We start from the raw sequence: 24,491 nt of genomic DNA, 5'->3' as shown, positions 1-24,491 counted from the left end.
CCGCCAGGGCGGGCTGGCCGCCGACGGCCGCTGCCGGTCGTTCGCCGCCGCAGCCGACGGCACCGGCTGGTCCGAGGGCGTGGGCGTGCTGGTGGTGGAGCGGCTCTCCGACGCCCGCCGCAACGGCCACCGGGTGCTCGCCGTGGTCCGGGGCTCCGCCGTCAACCAGGACGGCGCGTCCAACGGCCTCACCGCGCCGAACGGGCCGTCCCAGCAGCGCGTCATCCGGGCCGCGCTCACCGCCGCCGGGCTCACCACCGCCGACGTGGACGCCGTGGAGGCGCACGGCACCGCCACCACGCTCGGCGACCCCATCGAGGCGCAGGCGCTGCTGGCCACGTACGGGCAGGAGCGGGCCGGCGAGCCGCTGTGGCTGGGCTCGATCAAGTCCAACATCGGGCACAGCCAGGCCGCTGCCGGCGTCGCCGGCGTGATCAAGATGGTGCAGGCGCTGCGCCACGGCGTGCTGCCCCGCACGCTGCACGTGGACGCGCCGACCCCGCACGTCGACTGGTCGGCCGGCGCGGTGGAACTGCTCACCGAGGCCCGGCCGTGGCCGGCGGTGGACCGGCCCCGCCGCGCCGCGGTCTCCTCGTTCGGCGTCAGCGGCACCAACGCCCACGTCATCATCGAGCAACCGCCGGCCGCCGAGCCCGAGGTGACCGGGCGGCCCGCGCCGCCGCTGGTGCCGGTGCTGGTGTCCGCGCGCGGCGACGGCGGGCTGGCCCGGCAGGCGGCCCGCTGGGCCGACGCGTTCGCCGCGCCGATCCGGCCCGACCTGCTCGACGCCGGCCGAGCGTCACTGACCGTGCGGACCGCGCTGGAGCACCGGGCGGTGCTGCTCGCCGCCGACCACGACGAGCTGGTCGCCGGGCTGCGCGCGCTCGCCGCCGGCGGGGCGGCCGACAACCTGGTCACCGGCCGCGCCACCGACCGGGGCCCGGTGGCGGTGCTGTTCTCCGGGCAGGGCGCGCAGCGCGCCGGCATGGGCCGGGACCTGTACGCGGCGTTCCCGGTGTTCGCGTCCGCGTTGGACGAGGTGTGCGCGCAGCTCGACCCGTTGCTGCCGGAGCCGTTGCGGCCGGTGTTGTTCGGCGACGGTGACCTGCTGGACCAGACGCAGTTCACGCAGGCCGGTCTGTTCGCGGTCGAGGTGGCGTTGTTCCGGCTCGTCGAGTCGTTCGGGGTCACCCCGGACTTCGTGGGTGGGCACTCGATCGGTGAGGTCACCGCCGCGTTCGTGGCCGGGGTGTTGTCGCTGCCGGACGCGTGTGCGTTGGTGGCGGCGCGGGGCCGGTTGATGCAGGCGCTGCCGGCCGGTGGCGGGATGCTGGCGGTCGCCGCCGCCGAGTCGGAGGTCGCGGCGTCGGTCGCGGATCGTGCGGACGTGGGGATCGCGGCGGTCAACGGCCCGGAGGCGGTCGTCGTCTCCGGTGACCTCGACGCGCTCGACGAGCTGGCACACGCCTGGCGGGAGCGCGGTCTGCGGACCCGGCGGCTGACCGTGTCGCACGCGTTCCACAGCCCGCTGATGGCACCCATGCTGGCCGAGTTCCGGTCCGTGCTGGACGGGTTGACGTTCGCCGCGCCGCTGCTGCCGGTGGTGTCGAACGTGACCGGCGCGTTGGCGTCGGGCGACGACCTACGGACGCCCGACTACTGGGTGCGGCACGTGCGGGAGGCGGTCCGGTTCGCCGACGGCGTGACCGCGCTGCGTGCCGCCGGGGTGGACACGTTCCTGGAGATCGGCCCGCGCAGCGTGCTCACCGCGCTGATCCGCGACACGGCCGACGACCGTGCCGGGCTGGCCGTCGCCACCCAGCGCGCCGACCGCGCCGAGCCCCGCGCGCTGCTCACCGCGCTGGCGGAACTCTTCGCCGGCGGCGCGCACGTCGACTGGACCCCGCTGTTCGCCGGCGCCCCGGCCACCGCCGCCGACCTGCCCACCTACGCGTTCGGCGGCGACCGCTACTGGCTGCGCCCGGCCGGACCCGCCGCCGACGTCACCGGCGCCGGCCTCGGCGCCGCCGGCCACCCGCTGCTCACCGCCGCCGTCCGGCTGGCCGGCGAGGACGCCGCCGTGCTCACCGGCCGGCTGTCCCTGTCGACCCAGCCGTGGCTCGCCGACCACGAGGTCGCCGGCGCGGTCCTCGTCCCCGGCACCGCGCTCGTCGAACTCGTGCTGCGCGCCGGCGAGGAGTTCGGCCCTTGCCGGGTACGCGAGCTGACCGTCGCCGCGCCGCTGGTGCTCCCCGCCCGGGGCGGGGTGCGGGTGCAGGTCCGGGTCGGCCCGCGCGACCACGCCGGCTGGCGTACCGTCGCGGTGCACTCCCAGCCCGACGACGACCCCGACGGCGACTGGATCCGGCACGCCGAGGGTCTGCTCACCGCCGCCGCCCCCACCGACGAAACCGGCCTCGGCGCGTGGCCCCCGCCGCACGCGGTCGAGACGGACCTCACCGGCTGGTACGACGCGCTCGCCGGCCACGGCATGACGTACGGGCCGGCGTTCCAGGGCCTGCGACGGGCCTGGACGACCGGCGACGACACCGTCTACGCCGAGGTGACGCTGCCGTCCGCCGGCACCGACCCGGCCAGCGGGTTCGGCGTGCACCCCGCGCTGCTCGACGCCGCGCTGCACCCCACCGCGCTGCTGCCCGGGGACGGCACCACCGGCCCGAAGGCGCCGTTCGCGTTCACCGGCGTCCAGGTGCACGCCGTCGGCGCGGACACGCTGCGGGTCCGGCTCACCCGGGCCGGCACGGCGGTGCGGCTGCTCGCCGTCGACCACACCGACCGGCCCGTCGTCACCGTCGACGCGCTGGTGCTGCGCGAACTGACCGGCGTCACGCCGCCGGCCGCCACCCGCGCCGCCCGGTCGCTGTTCCGGGTCGCCTGGCCGGCCGAACCGCTCACCCCGGCCACGCCGCCCGCGTCGGCGGTGCTCGGCACGCCGCTGCCCACCCTGCCCGACGCCGCCGCCCACCCGGACGTGGCCGCGCTGCTCGCCGCCGGCGGCGTACCCCCGCTGGTGCTGCTGCCGGTGCCGCCGGCCGGCCCGACGCCGGACGCGGTCCGGGCCGCCACCACCGGCGTGCTCGCCACGCTGCGGGCCTGGCTGACCGCCGACGCGACCGCCGACGCGCGGCTCGTCGTGGTCACCCGCGACGCGGTGCCGGCCACGCCGGACGACAGGGCCACCGACCTGGCCGGCGCCGCCGTCTGGGGCCTGGTCCGCTCCGCCCAGTCCGAGCACCCCGGCCGGATCGTCCTGGCCGACCTGGACCGCGACCTCGACGCCGACGTGCTGGCGCTGCTCGCGACCGCCGCCGGTGACCCGGCCGCGGCGCAGCTCGCGATCCGCGGCGACACCACCCGCACCCCCCGGCTGGTACGCGCCGACGCCCCATCCGCGACCGCCCCGGTCACCCGCGGTGGCACCGTCCTGGTCACCGGCGGCACCGGCGCGCTCGGCGCGCTGCTCGCCCGGCACCTCGTCACCGACCGGGGCGTGGACTCGCTGGCCCTGGTCAGCCGGCGCGGACCCGACGCCGACGGGGCGGCCGACCTGGTCGACGAGCTGACCGCGCTCGGCGCGCACGTCCGCGTGCTGGCCTGCGACGTCACCGACCGCGACGCGGTCGACCACCTGATCGCCGACCTCACCGGCGCCGGCCGGCTCGCCGGGGTGGTGCACACCGCCGGGGTGCTCGACGACGCCGTGATCACCGGCACCGACGCCGACCGGCTGGCCCGGGTGCTCGCGCCCAAGGTGGACGCCGCCTGGCACCTGCACGAGGCCACCGCCGGCCTCGACCTCGACCTGTTCGTCACCTACTCGTCGATCGCCGGCGTGCTCGGTTCCCCCGGCCAGGGCGCGTACGCCGCCGCGAACGCCTACCTCGACGCGCTCGCGGTCCACCGCCGTGCCCAGGGCCGGCCCGCGCACGCGCTGGCCTGGGGCATGTGGGACACCGACGGGATGGCCGCCGGCCTCGACGGCGCGGACCGCTCCCGGGTGGCCCGCGCCGGGCTCGGCGTCATCACCGCAGCGGTCGGCGTCGCGCTCTTCGACGCCGCCGTCGCCAGCGACACCGCCGCGCTCGTGCCGGCCGTGCTGGACCTGCCGGCGCTGCGCGCCGCCGCCGGCGTACCCCCGATGCTGCGTGCCCTGGCCGGCGTGCCCGCCCGGCGGCAGGCCGGCGCGGCGGCCGACGGCTGGGCCGGCCGGCTCGCCGCGATGCCCGCCGACGAGGCCCGCGTCGAGGTGGACCTGCTGGTCCGTGGCCTGGTCGCGCAGGTGCTCGGCCACGGCGGCGCGGACGCGGTGCCGGCCGACCGGGCGTTCCAGGAACTGGGCTTCGACTCGTTGACGGCGGTGGACCTGCGTAACCGGGTCAACGCGGCCACCGGGCTGCGGCTGGCGTCCACGCTGGTGTTCGACTACCCGACGCCGGCCGCGCTCGCCGCGCACGTGCACGAGCAGCTCACCGGCGCCACCGCCGCGACCCGCCCCGACGCGGCGGCGGTCACCGGCGTGGACGAGCCGATCGCGATCGTCGGCATGGCCTGCCGCTATCCGGGCGGCATCGACAGCCCCGAGGCGCTGTGGGAGCTGCTGGCCGCCGACGGGGACGGCATCGGCGCGTTCCCCGCCGACCGGGGCTGGGACCTGGACACGCTGTTCCACAGCGACCCCGACCACCCGGGCACCTCGTACGCCCGGGAGGGCGGCTTCCTCGCCGGCGCCGCCGACTTCGACCCGGGCTTCTTCGGCATCAGCCCGCGTGAGGCGCTCGCCATGGACCCGCAGCAGCGGCTGCTGCTGGAGGCGTCCTGGGAGACGTTCGAGTCCGCCGGGGTGGACCCGGCCCGGCTGCGCGGCTCGCGTACCGGCGTCTTCGCCGGCCTGATGTACCACGACTACGCCGCCGGGGTGGGGGAGCTGCCGGAGGGCGTGGAGGGCTACCTCGGCACCGGCAACTCCGGCAGCGTGGTGTCCGGGCGGGTCGCGTACACGTTCGGGCTGGAGGGCCCGGCGGTCACCGTGGACACCGCCTGCTCGTCGTCGCTGGTCGCGTTGCACCTGGCCGTGCAGGCGCTGCGCTCAGGCGAGTGCGACCTGGCGCTCGCCGGCGGCGTGACCGTGATGGCCAACCCGGGCACGTTCATCGAGTTCTCCCGCCAGCGTGGCCTGGCCGCCGACGGGCGGTGCAAGTCGTTCGCCGCCGCCGCCGACGGCACCGGCTGGTCCGAGGGCGTCGGCGTGCTGCTGGTGCAGCGCCTGGCCGACGCCCGGCGGGACGGCCGGCGCATCCTCGCCGTGGTGGCCGGCACCGCCGTCAACCAGGACGGCGCGTCCAACGGTCTCACCGCCCCGAACGGGCCGTCGCAGCAGCGCGTCATCCGGCAGGCCCTGGCCAACGCGCGGCTCACCACGTCGGACGTGGACGCGGTCGAGGCGCACGGCACCGGCACCACGCTCGGGGACCCGATCGAGGCACAGGCGCTGCTCGCCACCTACGGGCAGGACCGCGACGGCGAACCGCTGTGGCTCGGTTCGGTGAAGTCGAACCTGGGCCACACCCAGGCCGCGGCCGGCGCCGCCGGCATCATCAAGATGATCATGGCGATGCGGCACGGCGTGCTGCCCCGCACGCTGCACGTCGACGAACCGTCCCCGCACATCGACTGGGACGCCGGCGCGGTCACCCTGCTCACCGAGGCCCGGCCCTGGCCGCTGTCGAACCGGCCCCGCCGCGCCGCCGTCTCCTCGTTCGGGGTGAGCGGCACCAACGCGCACGTCATCATCGAGGCGCCGCCCGCCGAGCCGACCCCCGCCGCGACCGAGCCGCCGCGCGGCCCCGCCCCGGTGCTGCTCTCCGCCCGCGACCCGGAGGCGCTCGCCGCGCAGGCCGACCGCTGGGCCCGCCGGCTGGCCACCGACGCCGCCGTCCGGCCAGTCGACGTCGGCTGGTCGTCGGTGACCGGCCGGGCCGTCCTGGAGCACCGCGCCGTCGTCGTCGCCACCGACCGCGACGACCTGCTCGCCGGGCTGCACGCGCTCGCCGCCGGCACGCCGGCCGGCACCGTGCACACCGCAACGGCGACCACCCGTGGCCGGCTCGCGATCCTCTTCTCCGGGCAGGGCGCGCAGCGCGCCGGCATGGGCCGGGAGCTGTATGCGGCGTTCCCGGTGTTCGCGTCCGCGTTGGACGAGGTGTGCGCGCAGCTCGATCCGCTGCTGCCGCAGCCGCTGAAGCCGGTGCTGTTCGACGCCGGTGACCTGCTGGACCAGACGCAGTTCACGCAGGCCGGGCTGTTCGCGGTCGAGGTGGCGCTGTTCCGGCTCGTGGAGTCGTTCGGCGTCACCCCGGACTTCGTGGGCGGCCACTCGATCGGTGAGGTCACCGCTGCGTACGTGGCCGGGGTGTTGTCGCTGCCCGACGCGTGCGCGCTGGTCGCGGCGCGGGGCCGGTTGATGCAGGCGCTGCCGGCCGGCGGCGGGATGCTGGCCGTCGCCGCGCCGGAACGGGACGTCCTGGCGTCCCTCGATGGCACCCCCGAGCTGGGCGTCGCCGCCGTCAACGGGCCCTCGTCGGTGGTGGTGTCCGGACCGCTAGACGCGCTGGACGAGATCGAGCGCGGCTGGCGGGAGCGGGGCGTCCGCACCCGCCGGCTGACGGTGTCGCACGCGTTCCACAGCCCGCTGATGGCACCGATGCTCGCCGAGTTCCGGGCCGTGCTGGACGAGTTGAGCTTCTCCGCGCCGCTGCTGCCGGTGGTGTCCAACCTGACCGGCGCGCTCGCCGACCCGGCCGACCTGACCCGCGCCGACTACTGGGTGCGGCACGTCCGCGAGGCGGTCCGCTACGCCGACGGGATCACCGCGCTGCGGGACACCGGCGCCGACACGTTCCTGGAGATCGGCCCGCAGAGCGTGCTCACCGCGCTGACCGGCGACATCCTGCCCGACGCGCTCGCGGTCGCCGCCCAGCGCCGGGACCGCGACGAGACCGCCGCCCTGCTGGCCGCGCTGGCCGACCTGCACGTGCACGGCGTACCGGTCTCCTTCCCGCAGTGGTTCGCCGGCACCGGCGCGACCCGGATCGACCTGCCCACGTACGCGTTCCGGCACCAGCGCTACTGGCTGCCCACCGGCCGCCCCCGCGGCGGCGACGTCAGCGGCGCCGGGCTCGGCGACGCCGCCCACCCGCTGCTCGGCGCCGCCGTCACCGTGGCCGGCGCGGACCTGGTGGTGCTGACCGGCCGGCTGTCGCCGGCCACCCACCCGTGGCTCGCCGACCACGTGGTGACCGGCGCCGTGCTGGTGCCCGGCACCGCGCTCACCGAACTGGCCGTGCGGGCCGGCGACGAGGCCGGCACCCCCCGGGTACGCGACCTCACGCTCACCGCGCCGCTGGTGCTGCCCGCGACCGGCGGCGTGCGGGTGCAGGTGAGTGTCGGCGCCCCCGACGCCACCGGCGGCCGGCCGGTGGCCATCCACTCCCAGCCGGACGGCGACGTCGAGTGGACCGCGCACGCCGACGGCGTGCTGGAACCCGCCGCCACCGACGAGCCGACGCTCGACACCTGGCCGCCCGTCGGGCTCGCCGAGGTGGACCTGGCCGGCTGGTACCCGGCGCTGGCCGAACACGGCCTCGCGTACGGGCCGGTGTTCCAGGGCCTGCGCCGGCTCTGGACCGGCGACGGCGAGGCGTACGCCGAGGTCGCGCTCGGCGACGACGCGGCCGGCGAGGCGTCCCGGTTCGGCGTCCACCCGGCGCTGCTGGACGCCGCGCTGCACCCGGTCGGGCTGCTGCTCACCGGCGACGGCCCGCGCGTGCCGTTCACCGTCGAGGGCCTCCAGGTGCACGCCGCCGGGGCCCGCGCCCTGCGGGTGCGGCTCACCCGCACCGGCACCACCGTCCGCCTGGTCGCCGTGGACACCTCCGGCGCGCCGGTGGTGTCGATCGACACGCTGGCGCTGCGGGAGCTGACCGGCGCGGTCGTGCCGGGCGTCGCGGCCCGGTCCCTGTACGCGCTCGACTGGCAGCCCGAGGACGTCACGCCGGCCGACGCGCCGTCCGGCTGGGCGGTGCTCGGCGGGACCGGCGTCGACCCGGCCGGTACCGGATCCGACCTCGGGCTGGCGGCGTACCCGGGGGTCGCGGCGTTGCTCGACGCGGTCGACGCCGGCCCCGACCCGGCCCCGCGGGCGCTCCTGCTGCCGCTGCCCGCCGCCGACCTGCCCACCCCGGACGCGGTGCGCGTGGTCACCACCGAGGTGCTCGGCACCGTGCGGTCCTGGCTGGCCGCCGACGCGCTCGCCGGCACCCCGCTCGTGGTCCTGACCCGGGGCGCGGTCTCCGTCGGCGTCGGCGACCCGGTGACCGACCTGCCCGGTGCCGCCGTGTGGGGTCTGCTGCGTTCCGCGCAGTCCGAACATCCCGGCCGGATCGTGCTGGCCGACCTCGACGCCGATCCGGACGACCGGACGCTCGCCGTGCTCGCGCACGCGGTCACCGACCCGACCGGCGGTCAACTCGCGGTACGGGACGGCCGGGTGTTCGTGCCCCGCCTGGTCCGCGCCGCCTCGACGCCTGGCGTTCCGGCCCCGACCGACCCGGCGTCGGACGGCGGCGAGCGGGTGGTGCGGGACGGCACGGTGCTGGTGACCGGCGGCACCGGCGCGTTGGGCGCGTTGGTGGCGGAGCGCCTCGTCACCGGGCACGGGGTGCGGTCGCTGGTGTTGGTGTCGCGGCAGGGGCCGGCCGCGCCGGGCGCGGACGCGCTTGTCGAGCGGTTGACCGGCCTGGGTGCGTCGGTGTCGGTGGTGGCGTGTGACGTGACCGATCGGGATCAGGTGTTCCGGTTGGTGTCGGGTGTGCCGGGCCGGTTGGCCGGGGTGGTGCACACCGCCGGAGTGCTGGACGACGGGGTAGTGTCGTCGATCAGCCCGGAGCGGCTGGCGGCGGTGTTGGCGCCGAAGGCCACGGCGGCGTGGTGGCTGCACGAGGCGACCCGCGACCGTGAGCTGGACCTGTTCGTGTTGTTCTCGTCCGTCGCCGGGGTGCTCGGCTCGCCGGGCCAGGCGGCCTACGCGGCGGGGAACGCGTTCCTGGACGCGCTGGCGGCGCGACGCCGGCAGGACGGACTGCCCGGGATCAGCCTGGCGTGGGGAATGTGGGACACCGCCGGGATGGCGGCGTCGTTGTCGGAGGGGGAACGGCAGCGGTCGGCGCGGGCCGGGTTGACGCCGATGAGCGTGCAGACCGGCCTGGAGCTGTTCGACGCCGCGCTCGCCGAGGGCCGTCCGGTGCTCGTGCCGGCCGTCGTCGACGTACCGGCGCTGCGGGCCGCGCTCGGCACCGGCCCGGTGCCGGCGGTGCTGCGTACCCTGGTCGGCCCGACCGCCGCCCGGCGGCAGGCCGGCGCGGGCGGCGACTGGGCCGACCGGCTCGCCGGCCTCGACCCGCAGGAGGCCCGCGCCGAGGTGGACCTGCTGGTCCGCGGCCTGGTCGCGCAGGTGCTCGGCCACGCCGGGGCCGGCGCGGTGCCCGCCGACCGGGCGTTCCGGGAACTGGGCTTCGACTCGTTGACCGCGGTGGACCTGCGTAACCGGGTCAACGCGGCCACCGGGCTGCGGCTGCCGTCCACGCTGGTCTTCGACCACCCCAGCCCGGCGGCGCTCGCCGAGCACCTCTACGAGCAGGTCTCCGGCCGGATCAGCGCCCGCCGCGCGGCGGTGCGGGCGGTCGACACCGACGAGCCGATCGCCATCGTCGGCATGGCCTGCCGCTATCCCGGCGGCGTCGACAACCCGGAGCAGCTCTGGCAGCTCCTGTCGTCGGGGCGGGACGGCATCGTCGAGTTCCCCGCCGACCGGGGCTGGGACCTCGACACGCTCTACGACCCGGACCCCGACCACGCCGGCACCTCGTACGCCCGACACGGCGGCTTCCTCGCCGGCGCGGCCGACTTCGACCCGGACTTCTTCGGCATCTCGCCCCGCGAAGCGGTCGCCATGGACCCGCAGCAGCGGCTGCTGCTGGAGGCCACCTGGGAGAGCTTCGAATCCGCCGGGGTGGACCCGGTGGCGCTGCGCGGCTCGCGTACCGGCGTGTTCGCCGGCGTCATGTACCACGACTACGCCTCCCGGCTGGCCGACCTGCCGCCGGACGCCGAGGGCTACGTCGGCACCGGCACCTCCGGCAGCGTGCTGTCGGGCCGGGTCGCGTACACGTTCGGGTTGGAGGGGCCGGCCGTCACGGTCGACACCGCCTGCTCGTCGTCCCTGGTCGCGCTGCACCTGGCCGCGCAGGCGCTGCGCTCCGGCGAGTGCGACCTGGCGCTCGCCGGTGGCGTGACGGTGATGGCCACGCCCGGCACGTTCATCGAGTTCTCCCGGCAGCGGGGCCTGTCCCCGGACGGCCGCTGCCGGTCGTTCGCCGCGTCCGCCGACGGCACCGGCTGGTCCGAGGGCGTCGGCGTGCTACTGGTGCAACGACTCTCCGACGCCCGACGCGAGGGCCGGCGGATCCTCGCGGTGGTGCGGGGTACGGCGGTGAACCAGGACGGCGCCTCCAACGGGCTGACCGCGCCGAACGGCCCGTCGCAGCAGCGCGTGATCCGGCAGGCGCTGGCGAACGCGCGGTTGAGCACCGCCGACGTGGACGCGGTGGAGGCGCACGGCACGGGCACCACGCTGGGTGATCCGATCGAGGCGCAGGCGCTGCTCGCCACGTACGGGCAGGACCGCGAGACGCCGCTGCTGCTCGGGTCGGTGAAGTCGAACCTGGGCCACACGCAGGCCGCCGCCGGTGTCGCCGGGATCATCAAGATGGTCCTCGCCATGCGCCATGGCATCGTCCCGCCGACGTTGCACGTGGACGAGCCGTCGCCGCACGTCGACTGGACCGCCGGGGCGGTCAGTCTGGCGACCGAGGCCACGCCGTGGCCGGTGGTGGACCGGCCGCGTCGGGCGGCGGTGTCGTCGTTCGGCATCTCCGGCACCAACGCCCACGTCATCCTGGAACAGCCCACGGACGTCATCGAGCCGGTGAGCGTCGGAGAGCCGACCGGTGGGCCGGTGCCGGTGCTGCTGTCGGCGCGCACCGACACCGCGCTCGCCGCGCAGGCCGACCGGTGGGCGCGTTGGCTCGCCGCCGACGAGACGCTGCGTCCGGTCGACGTCGGATGGTCGGCGTTCACCACCCGGCCGGCGCTGGAGCAGCGCGCCGTACTCGCCGTCGCCGACCGGGACGGCCTGCTGGCCGCGCTGCGGGCGTTGGCGGCCGGTGAGCCGTCCGGCGCGGTGGTCACCGGCGGCCGGGAGCAGCGGGACCGGGTCGCGGTGCTGTTCTCCGGGCAGGGCGCGCAGCGCGCCGGCATGGGCCGCGAGTTGTCCGACGTGTTCCCGGTGTTCGCCGCCGCGTTGGACGAGGTGTGCGCGCAGCTCGATCCGCTGCTGCCGCAGCCGCTGAAGCCGGTGTTGTTCGGCGACGGTGACCTGCTGGACCAGACGCAGTTCACGCAAGCCGGTCTGTTCGCGGTCGAGGTGGCGTTGTTCCGCCTGGTCGAGTCGTTCGGCGTGATCCCGGACGTCGTGGGCGGGCACTCGATCGGTGAGGTCACCGCCGCGTACGTGGCCGGGGTGTTGTCGCTGCCGGACGCGTGTGCGCTGGTGGCGGCGCGGGGCCGGTTGATGCAGGCGTTGCCGGCCGGCGGCGGGATGCTGGCGGTGGCTGCCTCGGAGTCGGAGGTGGCCGCGTCGATCGCCGGACACCCGAGCCTGGGTGTCGCGGCGGTCAACGGCCCGTCGTCGACAGTCGTCTCCGGTGACCTGGACGCGCTGGACGAGATCGAGCGCGCATGGCGGGACCGGGGCGTGCGGGTTCGCCGATTGACGGTGTCGCACGCGTTCCACAGCCCGCTGATGGAGCCGATGCTGGCCGAGTTCCGCGCGCTTCTCGACGGGCTGTCGTTCGCCGCGCCGTTGCTGCCGGTGGTGTCGAACGTGACCGGCGCGTTGGCGTCGGGCGACGACCTGCGGACGTCGGACTACTGGGTGCGGCACGTGCGGGAGGCGGTGCGCTACGCCGACGGCGTGACCGCGTTGCGCGACGCCGGGGTGGACACGTTCCTGGAGGTCGGCCCGCAGAGCGTGTTGACCGCGCTGACCGCCGGGATCCTGCCCGACGACGGTGTGGTCGCGGTGGCGGTGCAGCGCCGCGACCGGGACGAGGCGGGCGCGTTGCTGGCCGGGCTGGCGGAGCTGCACGTGCGCGGCGTCCCCGTCGACTGGACGCCCTGGTTCGCCGGCGCCACCCGCGTCGACCTGCCCACGTACGCGTTCGCGCACCGCCGCTACTGGCCGGCGACCGGCCGCCGCCGAGGCGACGTGTCCGGCGCCGGGCTGAGCGACGCCGCGCACCCGCTGCTCGGCGCCACCGTCGACCTCGCCGGCGACGGCGAGGTGGTCCTCACCGGCCAACTCTCCCTCGCCACCCATCCCTGGCTGGCCGACCACGCGGTGGCCGGGACCACGCTGCTGCCCGGCGCGGCGCTCGTCGAACTCGCCGTCCGGGCCGGCGACGAGGCCGGCGTACCCCGGCTCCGCGAACTCACCGTCGCCGCGCCGCTGGTCCTGCCGGACACCGGCCGCCTGCGCATCCAGGTCCGCGTCGACGGCGCCGGAACCCGGCGCGCCGTCACCGTCCACTCCCGCCCCGACGACGACCCCGAGGCGGGCTGGACCCGGCACGCCGACGGCATCCTCGAACCGCCCGCCTCCGGGGAACCCGTCATCGGGACCTGGCCGCCGGCCGGCGCGACCGAGGTCGACCTGACCGGCTGGTACGACACGCTCGCCGCGCACGGCCTGGCCTACGGCCCGGCGTTCCGGGGCCTGCGCCGGGCCTGGACCGGTGACGACGAGACGTACGCCGAGATCGCCCTGCCGGACGACATGGCCGCCGACGCGGCCCGGTTCGCGCTCCACCCGGCGCTGCTGGACGCCGCCCTGCACCCGATCGGGCTGCTGCCCGACGGCGGGACCGGCGGAACCCGGGTGCCGTTCGCATTCGAGGGCGTCCAGGTGCACGCCACCGGCGCCACCGTGCTCCGGGTCCGGCTGTCGCGCACCGGGGACGCGGTCCGGCTGGTCGCCGCCGACGAGAGCGGCGCGTCGGTCGTGTCGGTGGACTCCCTGGTCCTGCGCGAGATGACCGGACCGACCGCGTCCGGCACCGCGACCCGGTCCCTGTACGAGGTGCGCTGGCAGACCGCGGAGACGACCGCCGGCCGGGCGACCGGCTGGGCGGTGCTCGGGGCGTCCGTCGACGGGTTGTCGTCGTATCCGGACGTGTCGGCGGTGGTCGACGCGGGGGAGGGGTTGCCGTACACGCTGGTGTTGCCGGTGGCGGGGCCGTCCGATGTGGATGTACCTGATGCGGTGCGGGTGGTGGCGTCGGATGTGTTGGCGGTGGTGCAGGGGTGGTTGGCGGCGGAGTCGTTGGCCGAGTCGCGGTTGGTGGTGGTGACCCGGGGCGCGGTGGTGGCTGCGGGTGGGGATCGGGTGACCGATCTGGCGGGTGCGGCGGTGTGGGGGTTGTTGCGGTCGGCGCAGTCGGAGCATCCGGAGCGGATCGTGTTGGCCGATCTGGATCGGGGCGTCGACGGTGGGGTGCTGTCGGTGTTGGCCGGTGTGCTGGGTGACCTGCCGGCGACGGGTGGGCAGGTGGCGGTACGCGGCGACGACGTGCTGACGCCGCGCCTAGTCCGCGCCGCGCCCGCCGGGCATACGCCGGCGGTCGACGGTCTGGCCGCCACCGACGAAGCATCGGTGCCGGACCACGTCGGGCACGAGATCGGCGCCGGCACGGTGCTGGTCACGGGCGGCACCGGCGCGTTGGGCGCATTGGTGGCGGAGCGCCTCGTCACCGGGCACGGGGTGCGGTCGCTGGTGCTGGTGTCGCGGCAGGGTCCGGCCGCGTCGGGTGCGGACGCGCTTGTCGAGCGGTTGTCGGGCCTGGGTGCGTCGGTGTCGGTGGTGGCGTGTGACGTGACCGATCGGGATCAGGTCGCGCGTGTGGTGGCGGGTGTGGCGGGTCGGCTCGCGGGGGTGGTGCACACGGCGGGGGTGTTGGACGACGGGGTGGTGTCGTCGATCAGCGCGGAGCGGTTGGCGAACGTGCTCGCGCCGAAGGTCACGGCGGCGTGGTGGCTGCACGAGGCCACCCGGCATCTCGACCTGGACCTGTTCGTGTTGTTCTCGTCCGTCGCCGGAGTGCTCGGCTCGCCGGGCCAGGCCGCGTACGCCGCGGGCAACGCGTTCCTGGACGGGCTGGCGGTGTGGCGTCGGCACGAGGGTCTGCCGGCGGTGTCGTTGGCGTGGGGGATGTGGGACACCGCCGGGATGGCGGCGTCGTTGTCGGAGGGGGAGCGGCAGCGGTCGGCGCGGGCCGGGTTGACGCCGATGAGCGTGCAGACCGGCCTGGAGCTGTTCGACGCCGCGCTCGCCACCGGTCGGCCGCAGCTCGTGCCCACCGTGATCGACGTGCCGGCGCTGCGCGCGGCGACCGCCGGCGCACCCGTACCCGCGATGCTGGCCACGCTCGTGGGCCGTCCCGCCGGCCGGCGCCTCGCCGGGGCCGGTGGCTGGGCCGGCCGGCTCGCCCGGCTCACCGACGACGAGGCCCGCGCCGAGGTCGACCTGCTGGTCCGCGGTCTGGTCGCACAGGTGCTCGGCCACGCCGGGGCCGGCGCGGTGCCCGCCGACCGGGCGTTCCAGGAACTGGGCTTCGACTCGTTGACCGCGGTGGACCTGCGCAACCGGGTCAACGCGGCCACCGGGCTGCGGCTGCCGTCCACGCTGGTGTTCGACTACCCGACCCCGGCCGCGCTCGCCGGACAGGTGTGGTCCGAACTGGCCGGGAGCCGGCCGGACCCGGCCGCCGCGCCGGCCCCCGTCACCACCGGCCTGGACGAGCCGGTCGCGATCGTCGGCATGGCGTGCCGCTACCCCGGCGGGGTGGAGAACCCGGAGCAGCTCTGGGAGCTGCTGGCCGCCGGTGGGGACGGCATCGCCGAGTTCCCGGCCGACCGCGGCTGGGACCTCGGGTCGCTGTTCGACCCGGACCCCGACCGCAGCGGCACGTCGTACGCGACGCAGGGCGGATTCCTCTACGACGCCGCCGAGTTCGACCCCGGCTTCTTCGGCATCTCGCCGCGTGAGGCCCTGGCCATGGACCCGCAGCAGCGGCTGCTGCTGGAGACGTCGTGGGAGGCGTTCGAGTCCGCCGGCCTCGACCCGGCCACGCTGCGCGGCTCGCGTACCGGCGTGTTCGCCGGCGTGATGTACCACGACTACGCCACGCGGCTGGTGGAGCTGCCGGCCGAGGTCGAGGGCTACGTGGGCGTCGGCACGTCGGGCAGCGTGCTGTCCGGCCGGGTGGCGTACTCGTTCGGGCTGGAAGGCCCGGCGGTCACGGTGGACACGGCGTGTTCGTCGTCGCTGGTGGCGTTGCACCTGGCGGTGCAGGCGCTGCGTTCCGGGGAGTGCGACCTGGCCCTGGCCGGCGGGGTGACGGTGATGGCGACGCCGGGCACGTTCATCGAGTTCTCCCGCCAGCGTGGTCTGTCCCCGGACGGCCGCTGCAAGTCGTTCGCGGCAGCCGCCGACGGCACCGGCTGGGGCGAGGGTTCGGGTGTGCTGCTGGTGCAGCGACTCTCCGACGCCCGACGCGAGGGCCGGCGGATCCTCGCGGTGGTGCGGGGCACGGCGGTGAACCAGGACGGCGCGTCGAACGGCCTGACCGCGCCGAACGGTCCGTCGCAGCAGCGGGTGATCCGGCAGGCGCTGGCGAACGCGCGGCTCACCACATCGGACGTGGACGCCGTCGAGGCGCACGGCACGGGCACCACGTTGGGTGATCCGATCGAGGCGCAGGCGGTGCTCGCGACGTACGGGCAGGACCGCGAGACGCCGCTGCTGCTCGGCTCCGTCAAGTCGAACCTCGGCCACACCCAGGCCGCCGCCGGCGTGGCGGGCATCATCAAGATGGTCCTCGCCATGCGGCACGGCATCGTCCCGCCGACGTTGCACGTGGACGAGCCGTCGCCGCACATCGACTGGTCGGCGGGGGCGGTGACGCTGGCGACGGCTGCGACGCCGTGGCCGGTGGTGGACCGGCCGCGTCGGGCGGCGGTGTCGTCGTTCGGCATCTCCGGCACCAACGCCCACGTCATCCTGGAACAGCCCACGGACGTCATCGAGCCGGTGAGCGTCGGAGAGCCGACCGGCCGGCCGGTGCCGGTGCTGCTGTCGGCGCGCACCGACACCGCGCTCGCCGCGCAGGCCGGCCGCTGGGCGGCCTGGTTGGCCGGTGACGAGACGATCCGACCGGCCGACATGGCCTGGTCGTCGGCGTTCACCCGGGCGACGCTGGAGCAGCGGGCCGTGGTGACCGCCACCGACCGCGACGGCCTGCTCGCCGGGCTGCGGGCGCTGGAAGCCGGCGCACCCTCCGGCACGGTGGTCACCGGCGGCCGGGAACACCGGGACCGACTCGCGATGCTGTTCTCCGGGCAGGGCGCGCAGCGCGCCGGCATGGGCCGGGAGCTGTATGCGGCGTTCCCGGTGTTCGCGTCCGCGTTGGACGAGGTGTGCGCGCAGCTCGATCCGCTGCTGCCGGAGCCGTTGCGGCCGGTGTTGTTCGGCGACGGTGACCTGCTGGACCAGACGCAGTTCACGCAGGCCGGTCTGTTCGCGGTCGAGGTGGCGTTGTTCCGGCTGGTGGAGTCGTTCGGGGTCACCCCGGACCTCGTGGGCGGGCACTCGATCGGGGAGATCGTCGCCGCCCATGTCGCGGGCGTGCTCTCCCTGGCGGACGCGTGTGCGTTGGTGGCGGCGCGGGGCCGGTTGATGCAGGCGCTGCCCGCCGGTGGCGGGATGTTGGCGGTCGCCGCCGCAGAGTCGGAGGTCGCGGCGTCGGTCGCGGGTCGTGCGGACGTGGGGATCGCGGCGGTCAACGGCCCGGAGGCGGTCGTCGTCTCCGGTGACCTCGACGCGCTCGACGAGCTGGCACACGCCTGGCGGGAGCGCGGTCTGCGGACCCGGCGGCTGACCGTGTCGCACGCGTTCCACAGCCCGCTGATGGCACCCATGCTGGCCGAGTTCCGGTCCGTGCTGGACGGGTTGACGTTCGCCGCGCCGCTGCTGCCGGTGGTGTCGAACGTGACCGGCGCGTTGGCGTCGGGCGACGACCTGCGGACGCCCGACTACTGGGTGCGGCACGTGCGGGAGGCGGTCCGGTTCGCCGACGGCGTGACCGCGTTGCGCGACGCCGGGGTGGACACGTTCCTGGAGATCGGCCCGCGCAGCGTGCTCACCGCGCTGATCCCCGACCAGGCCGACGGCGTACGGGCGGTCGCCGCCCAGCGCCGCGACCGGGACGAGAGCGACGCGCTGCTCACCGCACTGGCCGAGCTGCACGTGCACGGCGTGTCCGTCGACTGGGCGCCCTGGTTCGCCGGCACCGCCGCGACCCGCGTCGACCTGCCCACGTACGCGTTCCAGCGGCAGCGGTTCTGGCCCGACACGCCCGCCCGGACCGACGGACCGGACGCCGAGTTCTGGGCCGCCGTGGAGCACGGCGACCCGGCCGCGCTCGCCGCGCACCTCGGCGACGACAGCGCCGCCGACGCGCTCAGCGCCGCGCTGCCGGTCCTGGCCGACTGGCGTCGGGCGCGGACCCGGGGTGCCGGCTCGGCGTACCGGATCGGGTGGGAACCGGTGCGTCCCGCCCCCGTGTCCGCACTGACCGGCCGGTGGCTGGTCGCCACCGTCAACAGCGGCGCGGACGCGGGCGTCACGAAGACGCTCGCCACGGCCGGCGCCCAGGTGGACACACTCACCGTTCCGGCCGGCGTCGACCGGCAGGGACTGGCCGAGCGGCTGCGGCGGCTCGGCGACCAGGGCTGGGCCGGCGTGCTCTGCGTGCTGCCCCGCCAGGACCGGCCCGTCCCCGACGCGCCGGCCGTCCCGACCGGCACGGCCGCGCTGCTCACGCTCGTCCAGGCGCTCACCGACACCGGCCTGCCCGGCCGGGTGTGGGCGCTCAGCCGCGCCGCGCTGCCCGTGACCTCCGGTGACCGGGGCGGCGACGTACTCGCCGCAGCCGCCTGGGGCCTCGGCCGGGTCGTGGCGCTGGAACGGCCGGACCGGTGGGGTGGCCTGATCGACCTGCCCGGCCGCGCCGACCGCACCACCCGCGCCGCGCTCGTCGCGGTGCTCGCCGACGGCGGCCACGACCAGGTGGCCGTACGCCGCACCGGTGTCCTCGCCCGGCGTCTCCTCCCGGCGGCGCCGCCGGCCGGCGGCGGGTGGCAGCCGCGCGGCACCGTGCTGGTCACCGGCGGCACCGGCGCGCTCGGCCGGCACGTCGCCCGGTGGCTGCTGGCCAACGGCGCCGACGAGGTGGTGCTGGCCTCCCGGCGTGGCCTCGACGCGCCGGGCGCCGCCGACCTGGCCGCCACGCTCGGCGCGGTACGGGTGGTCGCCTGCGACGTCAGCGACCCGGTCGCCGTCACCGACCTGGTGGACGACCTGCCGGCGCTGACCGCCGTCGTGCACACCGCCGGCGTCGCCGGCGACCCCGCCGCCGTGACCGACCTGACCACCACGGACCTGGCCGGCACGCTGTCCGGCAAGGTGCTCGGCGCGGTCCACCTGGACGCCGCCTGCCAGGGCCGCGACCTGGACGCGTTCGTGGTGTTCTCCTCCGTCGCCGGCGTGTGGGGCGGCGGCGGGCAGGCCGGCTACGCCGCCGGCAACGCCCTGCTCGACGCGCTGGTCGCGGCCCGCCGCGCCGCCGGCCGGCCCGCCACCGCGCTCGCCTACGGGCCGTGGGCCGCCGACGGCATGGCCGCCGGGGAGACGGCGGACGGGCTGCGCCGGCGCGGTCTCGAACCGCTGCCGCCCGCCGCCGCCGTCGCCGCGCTGGGCCGCTGGGTCAACGCCCCCGAGCCGGCCCCGGTGATCGCCGGCGCGGACTGGTCCCGGTTCGTCGCCGCGTACACCGCGGCCCGGCCCAGCCACCTGTTCGACCGGGTCGCCCCGGCCGTCGCCGTCGAACGGACGCAGCCGGAAACCGCCGACGGCGGCCTCCGCGCCCGGCTGGCCACGCTGCCGGCCGCCGGGCAGGAGACACTCCTGCTCGACCTGGTACGCGCCGAGGCCGCCGCGGTGCTCGGGCACGCCTCCACCGACCAGGTGCCCGCCGGCCGGGCGTTCCGCGAACTCGGCTTCGACTCGCTGGCCGCGGTGCAACTGCGGGACCGGCTGGGCCGGGCGACCGGTGTCACGCTGCCCTCGACAGTGGTCTTCGACCATCCGTCGGCGGCCGAACTGGCGCGCTTCCTGCGTACCGAGATGGTGGCCGGCGCGGACGTTCCCACCGAGGCCACCCGGCCGGCCCGACCGGCCGCCGACGAACCCATCGCCATCGTCTCGATGGCCTGCCGCTTCCCCGGCGGGGTGTCCTCCCCGCAGGAGCTGTGGCGGCTGCTCGCCGACGGCGGGGACGCGGTCACGCCGATGCCCACGGACCGGGGCTGGGACCTGGACGGTCTGTTCGACAGCGACCCGGAACGGGTCGGCACCAGCTACACCCGCAGCGGCGGCTTCCTGGCCGACGTGGCCGGCTTCGACGCCGCGTTCTTCGGCATCAACCCGCGCGAGGCGCTCGCCATGGACCCGCAGCAGCGGCTGCTGCTGCACACCACCTGGGAGGCGTTCGAGCACGCCGGCATGGACCCGCAGCGGGTACGCGGCTCCGCCACCGGCGTGTTCATGGGCACCAACGGGCAGGACTACGCCACGTTGCTGCTGGGTGCCCGGTCCGAGGTGGAGGGCTACCAGGCCACCGGCAACGGCGCGTCGGTGGTCTCCGGCCGGCTGGCGTACGCGTTCGGCCTGCACGGGCCCGCCGTCACCGTCGACACGGCCTGCTCGTCGTCGCTCGTCGCGCTGCACCTGGCCGCGCAGGCGCTGCGCTCCGGCGAATGCGACCTGGCACTGGCCGGCGGCGTCACCGTGATGTCCACGCCCGGCGCGTTCCTGGAGTTCTCCCGGCAGCGTGGGCTCGCCGAGGACGGCCGGGTCAAGGCGTTCGCCGCCGCCGCGGACGGCACCGGCTGGGGCGAGGGCGTCGGCGTGCTGCTGCTGCAACGCCTCTCCGACGCGGAACGCGACGGCCGGCGGATCCTCGCCGTGGTACGCGGCAGCGCGGTCAACCAGGACGGCGCGTCCAACGGGCTGACCGCCCCGAACGGGCCGGCGCAGCAGCGCGTCATCCGGGCCGCCCTGGCCAACGCCGGCCTGACCCCGGCCGACATCGACGCGATCGAGGCGCACGGCACCGGCACCACGCTCGGCGACCCGATCGAGGCGCAGGCGCTCGCCGCCGCGTACGGGCCGGACCGGCCGGCCGACCGGCCGCTCTGGCTCGGGTCGGTCAAGTCGAACCTGGGCCACACCCAGGCCGCCGCCGGCGCGGCCAGCCTGATCAAGATGGTGCTGGCGCTGCGCCACGCGACGCTCCCGGCCACGTTGCACGTCGACGCGCCCACCCCGCACGTGGACTGGGCGTCCGGCCCGCTGGCGCTGCTCACCGAGGCCCGCCCCTGGACGGCCGGCGGCTCGCCGCGCCGCGCCGGCGTCTCGTCGTTCGGTATCAGCGGCACCAACGCCCACGTGATCCTGGAGGAGGCGCCGACCACGGCTGCCGCCGACGACCGGCCCGCCACCGTGGGGACGGGCCGTGCCCCGGACGCGAGCGACACCGCGCAGGGGCGGTCCGACGCGGACCCGACCGCCGCGCCGCGCACCGACGCGGACCCGACCGCCGCGCCGCGCACCGACGCGGACCCGACCGCCGACGCGGACCCGACCGCCGCGCCGCGCGGCGACGTGGCGCTGCCGTGGCCGGTCAGCGCCGCGACCGCAGCCGGCCTGCGGGACCAGGCCGACCGCCTGGCCCGGCGGCTCGCCGACCCGGCCGACCCGCTGGCCGTCGAGCCGGCCGCTGTCGATCCGGCGGTCGTGGCGGGCCCCGCCGGTCCGCTGGCCGCTGTCGACCCCGGCGCGGTCGCCTGGGCGCTGGTGGAGGGCCGGGCGCACCTGGCCCACCGGGCCGTCGTGGTCGCCGCCGACCCGGCGACCCGGCTGGCCGCGCTGACCGCGCTCGCCGCCGGCGACACCCACCCGGCGCTCGTCCCGGCCGCGCCCGCGCGGACCGGCCGCACCGCGATCCTCTTCTCCGGGCAGGGCGCGCAGCGCGCCGGCACGGGCCGGGAGCTGTACGCGGCGTTCCCGGTGTTCGCGTCCGCGTTGGACGAGGTGTGCGCGCACCTCGATCCGCTGCTGCCGCAGCCGCTGAAGCCGGTGCTGTTCGGCGACGGCGACCTGCTGGACCGCACCGAGTTCACCCAGCCCGGCCTGTTCGCGGTCGAGGTGGCGCTGTTCCGCCTCGTGGAGTCCTTCGGGGTCACCCCGGACTTCGTGGGTGGGCACTCGATCGGTGAGGTCACCGCCGCGTTCGTGGCCGGGGTGTTGTCGCTGCCGGACGCCTGTGCGTTGGTGGCGGCGCGGGGCCGGTTGATGCAGGCGCTGCCGGCCGGTGGCGGGATGCTGGCGGTCGCCGCCCCCGAGGCCGACGTGACGGCGTCCGCCGCCGGGCACCCGGACGTCGGGATCGCGGCCGTCAACGGCCCGTCGTCGGTGGTGGTGTCCGGGCCGCTCGACGCGCTGGACGAGATCGAGCGCGGCTGGCGCGGGCGTGGGGTCCGCACCCGCCGGTTGACCGTGTCGCACGCGTTCCACAGTCCGCTGATGGCACCGATGCTGGCCGGGTTCCGGGCCGTGCTCGACGGGTTGAGCTTCTCCGCGCCGCTGCTGCCGGTGGTGTCCAACCTGACCGGCGCGCTCGCGACGGGCGACGACCTGCGGACGCCGGACTACTGGGTGCGGCACGTGCGCGAGGCGGTCCGCTATGCCGACGGCATCGCCGCGCTGCGCGACACCGGCGTGGACACGTTCCTGGAACTCGGGCCCGCCGCGGTGCTCACCCCGATGAACGCCGACCTGCTGCCCGACGACACCGCCGCGGTCGCCGCGCTGCGCGCCGGCGTACCGGAGGTCACCAGCCTGCTCACCGCGGTCGCCGCCGGCTACGCGGCCGGGCGTGACCCGCACTGGCCGGCGCTGCTGGCGCCGCTGGCCGGCCCCCGCCCCGCCGCGCGGGACCTGCCTGAGCTGCCCACGTACGCGTTCCAGCCCCAGCGGTACTGGCCCACGCTGACCACCCCGGTCGGCGGCGCGGCGGCCGACGACGGCGAGTTCTGGCGGGCGGTCGGCGACGGCGACCTCGACCGGCTCGGCATCGACACCGGGCAGCCGCTGCGCGACGTGCTGCCACAGCTCGACGCGTGGCGACGCCGGCGGCACCAGGACGGCGTGCTGGCCGGGTGGCGCTACCGGGTCACCTGGCACCGGCGACCGCTGACCGGCGGCGAACCGGGACGCTGGCTGCTGGTCGCGCCGCCACGCGAGACCGCCGACACGGTCGCCGACGCGCTGCGGGCCGGCGGCGCCGACGTACGGCTGCTCACCGTCGACCCGGCCACCGCGGACCGGGACGGCCTCGCCGACGCCCTGGCCCGGGCCGAGGCCGACCACCGGCCCACCGCGCTGCTGTCGCTGCTCGCGCTCGACGAGGCACCGCACCCCGGGCAGGACGCCCTGCCGGCCGGGCTCGCGGCCAACCTGCTGCTGCTCCAGGCACACGTCGCCCGCGACGGCGGCACGCCGCTGTGGCTCGCCACCGCCGGGGCCGCCGCCACCGACGACGAACCCGCCGCCCGGCCGTGGCAGGCCACGAGCTGGGGCCTCGGCCTGGCCGCCGCGCTGGAACACCCCCGGCACGTCGGCGGGCTCGTCGACCTGCCCGGCACGGTGACCGCCGCCGCCGCCGCCGGGCTGCTGGCCGCGCTGACCAACCGGGAGGGGGAGGACCAGGTCGCGGTGCGTCCGACCGGCCCGCTCGTCCGCCGGCTGGTCCGGGCCACCGGCCCGGGCACGGGTACGGGCGGCGGCTGGACGCCGCAGGGCAGCGTCCTGCTCACCGGCGGCGCCGGACCGGTCGCCCGGCACACCACCGCCTGGCTCGACCGGGCCGGCGCGTCGGTGGTGCCGCTGGACGAGACGGCCGGCGGCAAGCTGGCCGACCGGATGGCGCAGCTCGCCGCCGACGGGCGGCCGGTGACCGGGCTGGTGCACGTGCCGGCCGACACCGGCACCGCGCCACTGGTCGACCTCACCCTGGCCGACCTCGCCGCCGACCTGACCGCCACCGTCGGTGACCTGCCCCGCTACGCCGACGAGGTGGAACAGCGCGTGCTCGGCGCGCTGGTGGTCTGCTCGTCCACCTCCGGCGTGTGGGGCTCCGGCGGGCGCTACGGGCAGGCGGCCGGCGACGCGCTGCTGCACGTCCTCGCCGCCGGTTGGCAGCACGCCGGGCTGCCGGTGACCTCGGTGGCGTTCGGCCCCTGGGCGGACGGCCTCACCGAAACCGACCTGGCGCACCTGGGCCGGGGCGGCCTGCCCGGCATGGACCCGGAGCTGGCCGTCGCCGCGCTGCGCCAGGCGGTCGTCGACGGCGACCGGCTCGTCGTCGCCGACGTGCGATGGGACCGGTTCGTGCCGGCCGTCGCCGCGGTCCGGGACCGGCCGCTCTTCGGCGACCTGCCCGAGGCCGCCGAGGCGCTGCGCGGCCTGCACGCCGAGCAGCCCGCGGACGACGCCGCCGCGGCGGCGCTGCGGGACCGGCTCCGCCCGCTCGGCGACGCGGAGCGCGACGCGATCCTGGTCGAGCTCGTCGCCGGTCAGGCCGCGGCGGTGCTCGGCCACCCGGACGCCGCCGACCTCGGCCCCGGCCGGGCGTTCCGCGAGGTCGGATTCGACTCGATGACCGCCGTCGAGCTGCGCAACCGGCTCCGCGCCGCCACCGGGACCACGCTGCCGGGCAGTGTGGTCTTCGACTACCCGACCCCGCTGGCGCTCGCCCGGCACCTACGGACGCTGCTGGCACCCGACGGCGCCGCCGCCACCACCGGCCTGCTCACCGAGCTGGAGAAGGTGGACGATCTCTTCGCCACCGGCGCGCCGGACCCGCTCACCCGGCAGAAGCTGCTGGTGCAGATGCAGGCGTTCATCGCCCGGTGGGGCGACGATCGCTCCGGCCCGCCGCAGGCGCCGGTGACCGACACGCTCGGCGCGGCCAGCGACGCCGAACTGTTCGATTTCATCCACCGTGAGCTGGGCGGTCCGGGCGGCGAATTCTGAACGAATTCGCGCGCCATTGTGGGCCGCCGCGGCACCGCCGGTCGCGGGGGCATTGTGGACGCCGCCGCGACCGGTCCGGCCGGGC

At 76.8% G+C, this 24,491-nt stretch carries 1 protein-coding gene (running past one end of the window); it reads left to right on the top strand.

Annotated elements, in window-relative coordinates:
- A protein-coding gene (locus VKK44_RS14125) for a type I polyketide synthase (RefSeq protein WP_343447421.1) crosses the window boundary here: on the top strand, positions 1–24,406 show its 3' portion. The gene continues 5,336 nt to the left of window position 1, outside the view; only the last 24,406 of its 29,742 coding nucleotides appear in the window; the start codon falls outside the window, past its left edge; the stop codon is at positions 24,404–24,406.
- The last annotated feature ends 85 nt before the right edge of the window (positions 24,407–24,491 follow it).

The organism is Micromonospora sp. DSM 45708 (assembly GCF_039566955.1).
In the GTDB taxonomy this organism is placed as follows: domain Bacteria; phylum Actinomycetota; class Actinomycetes; order Mycobacteriales; family Micromonosporaceae; genus Micromonospora.
Note: the sequence above shows the minus strand (reverse complement) of the source record. Positions and strands in the feature narration are given on the sequence as shown.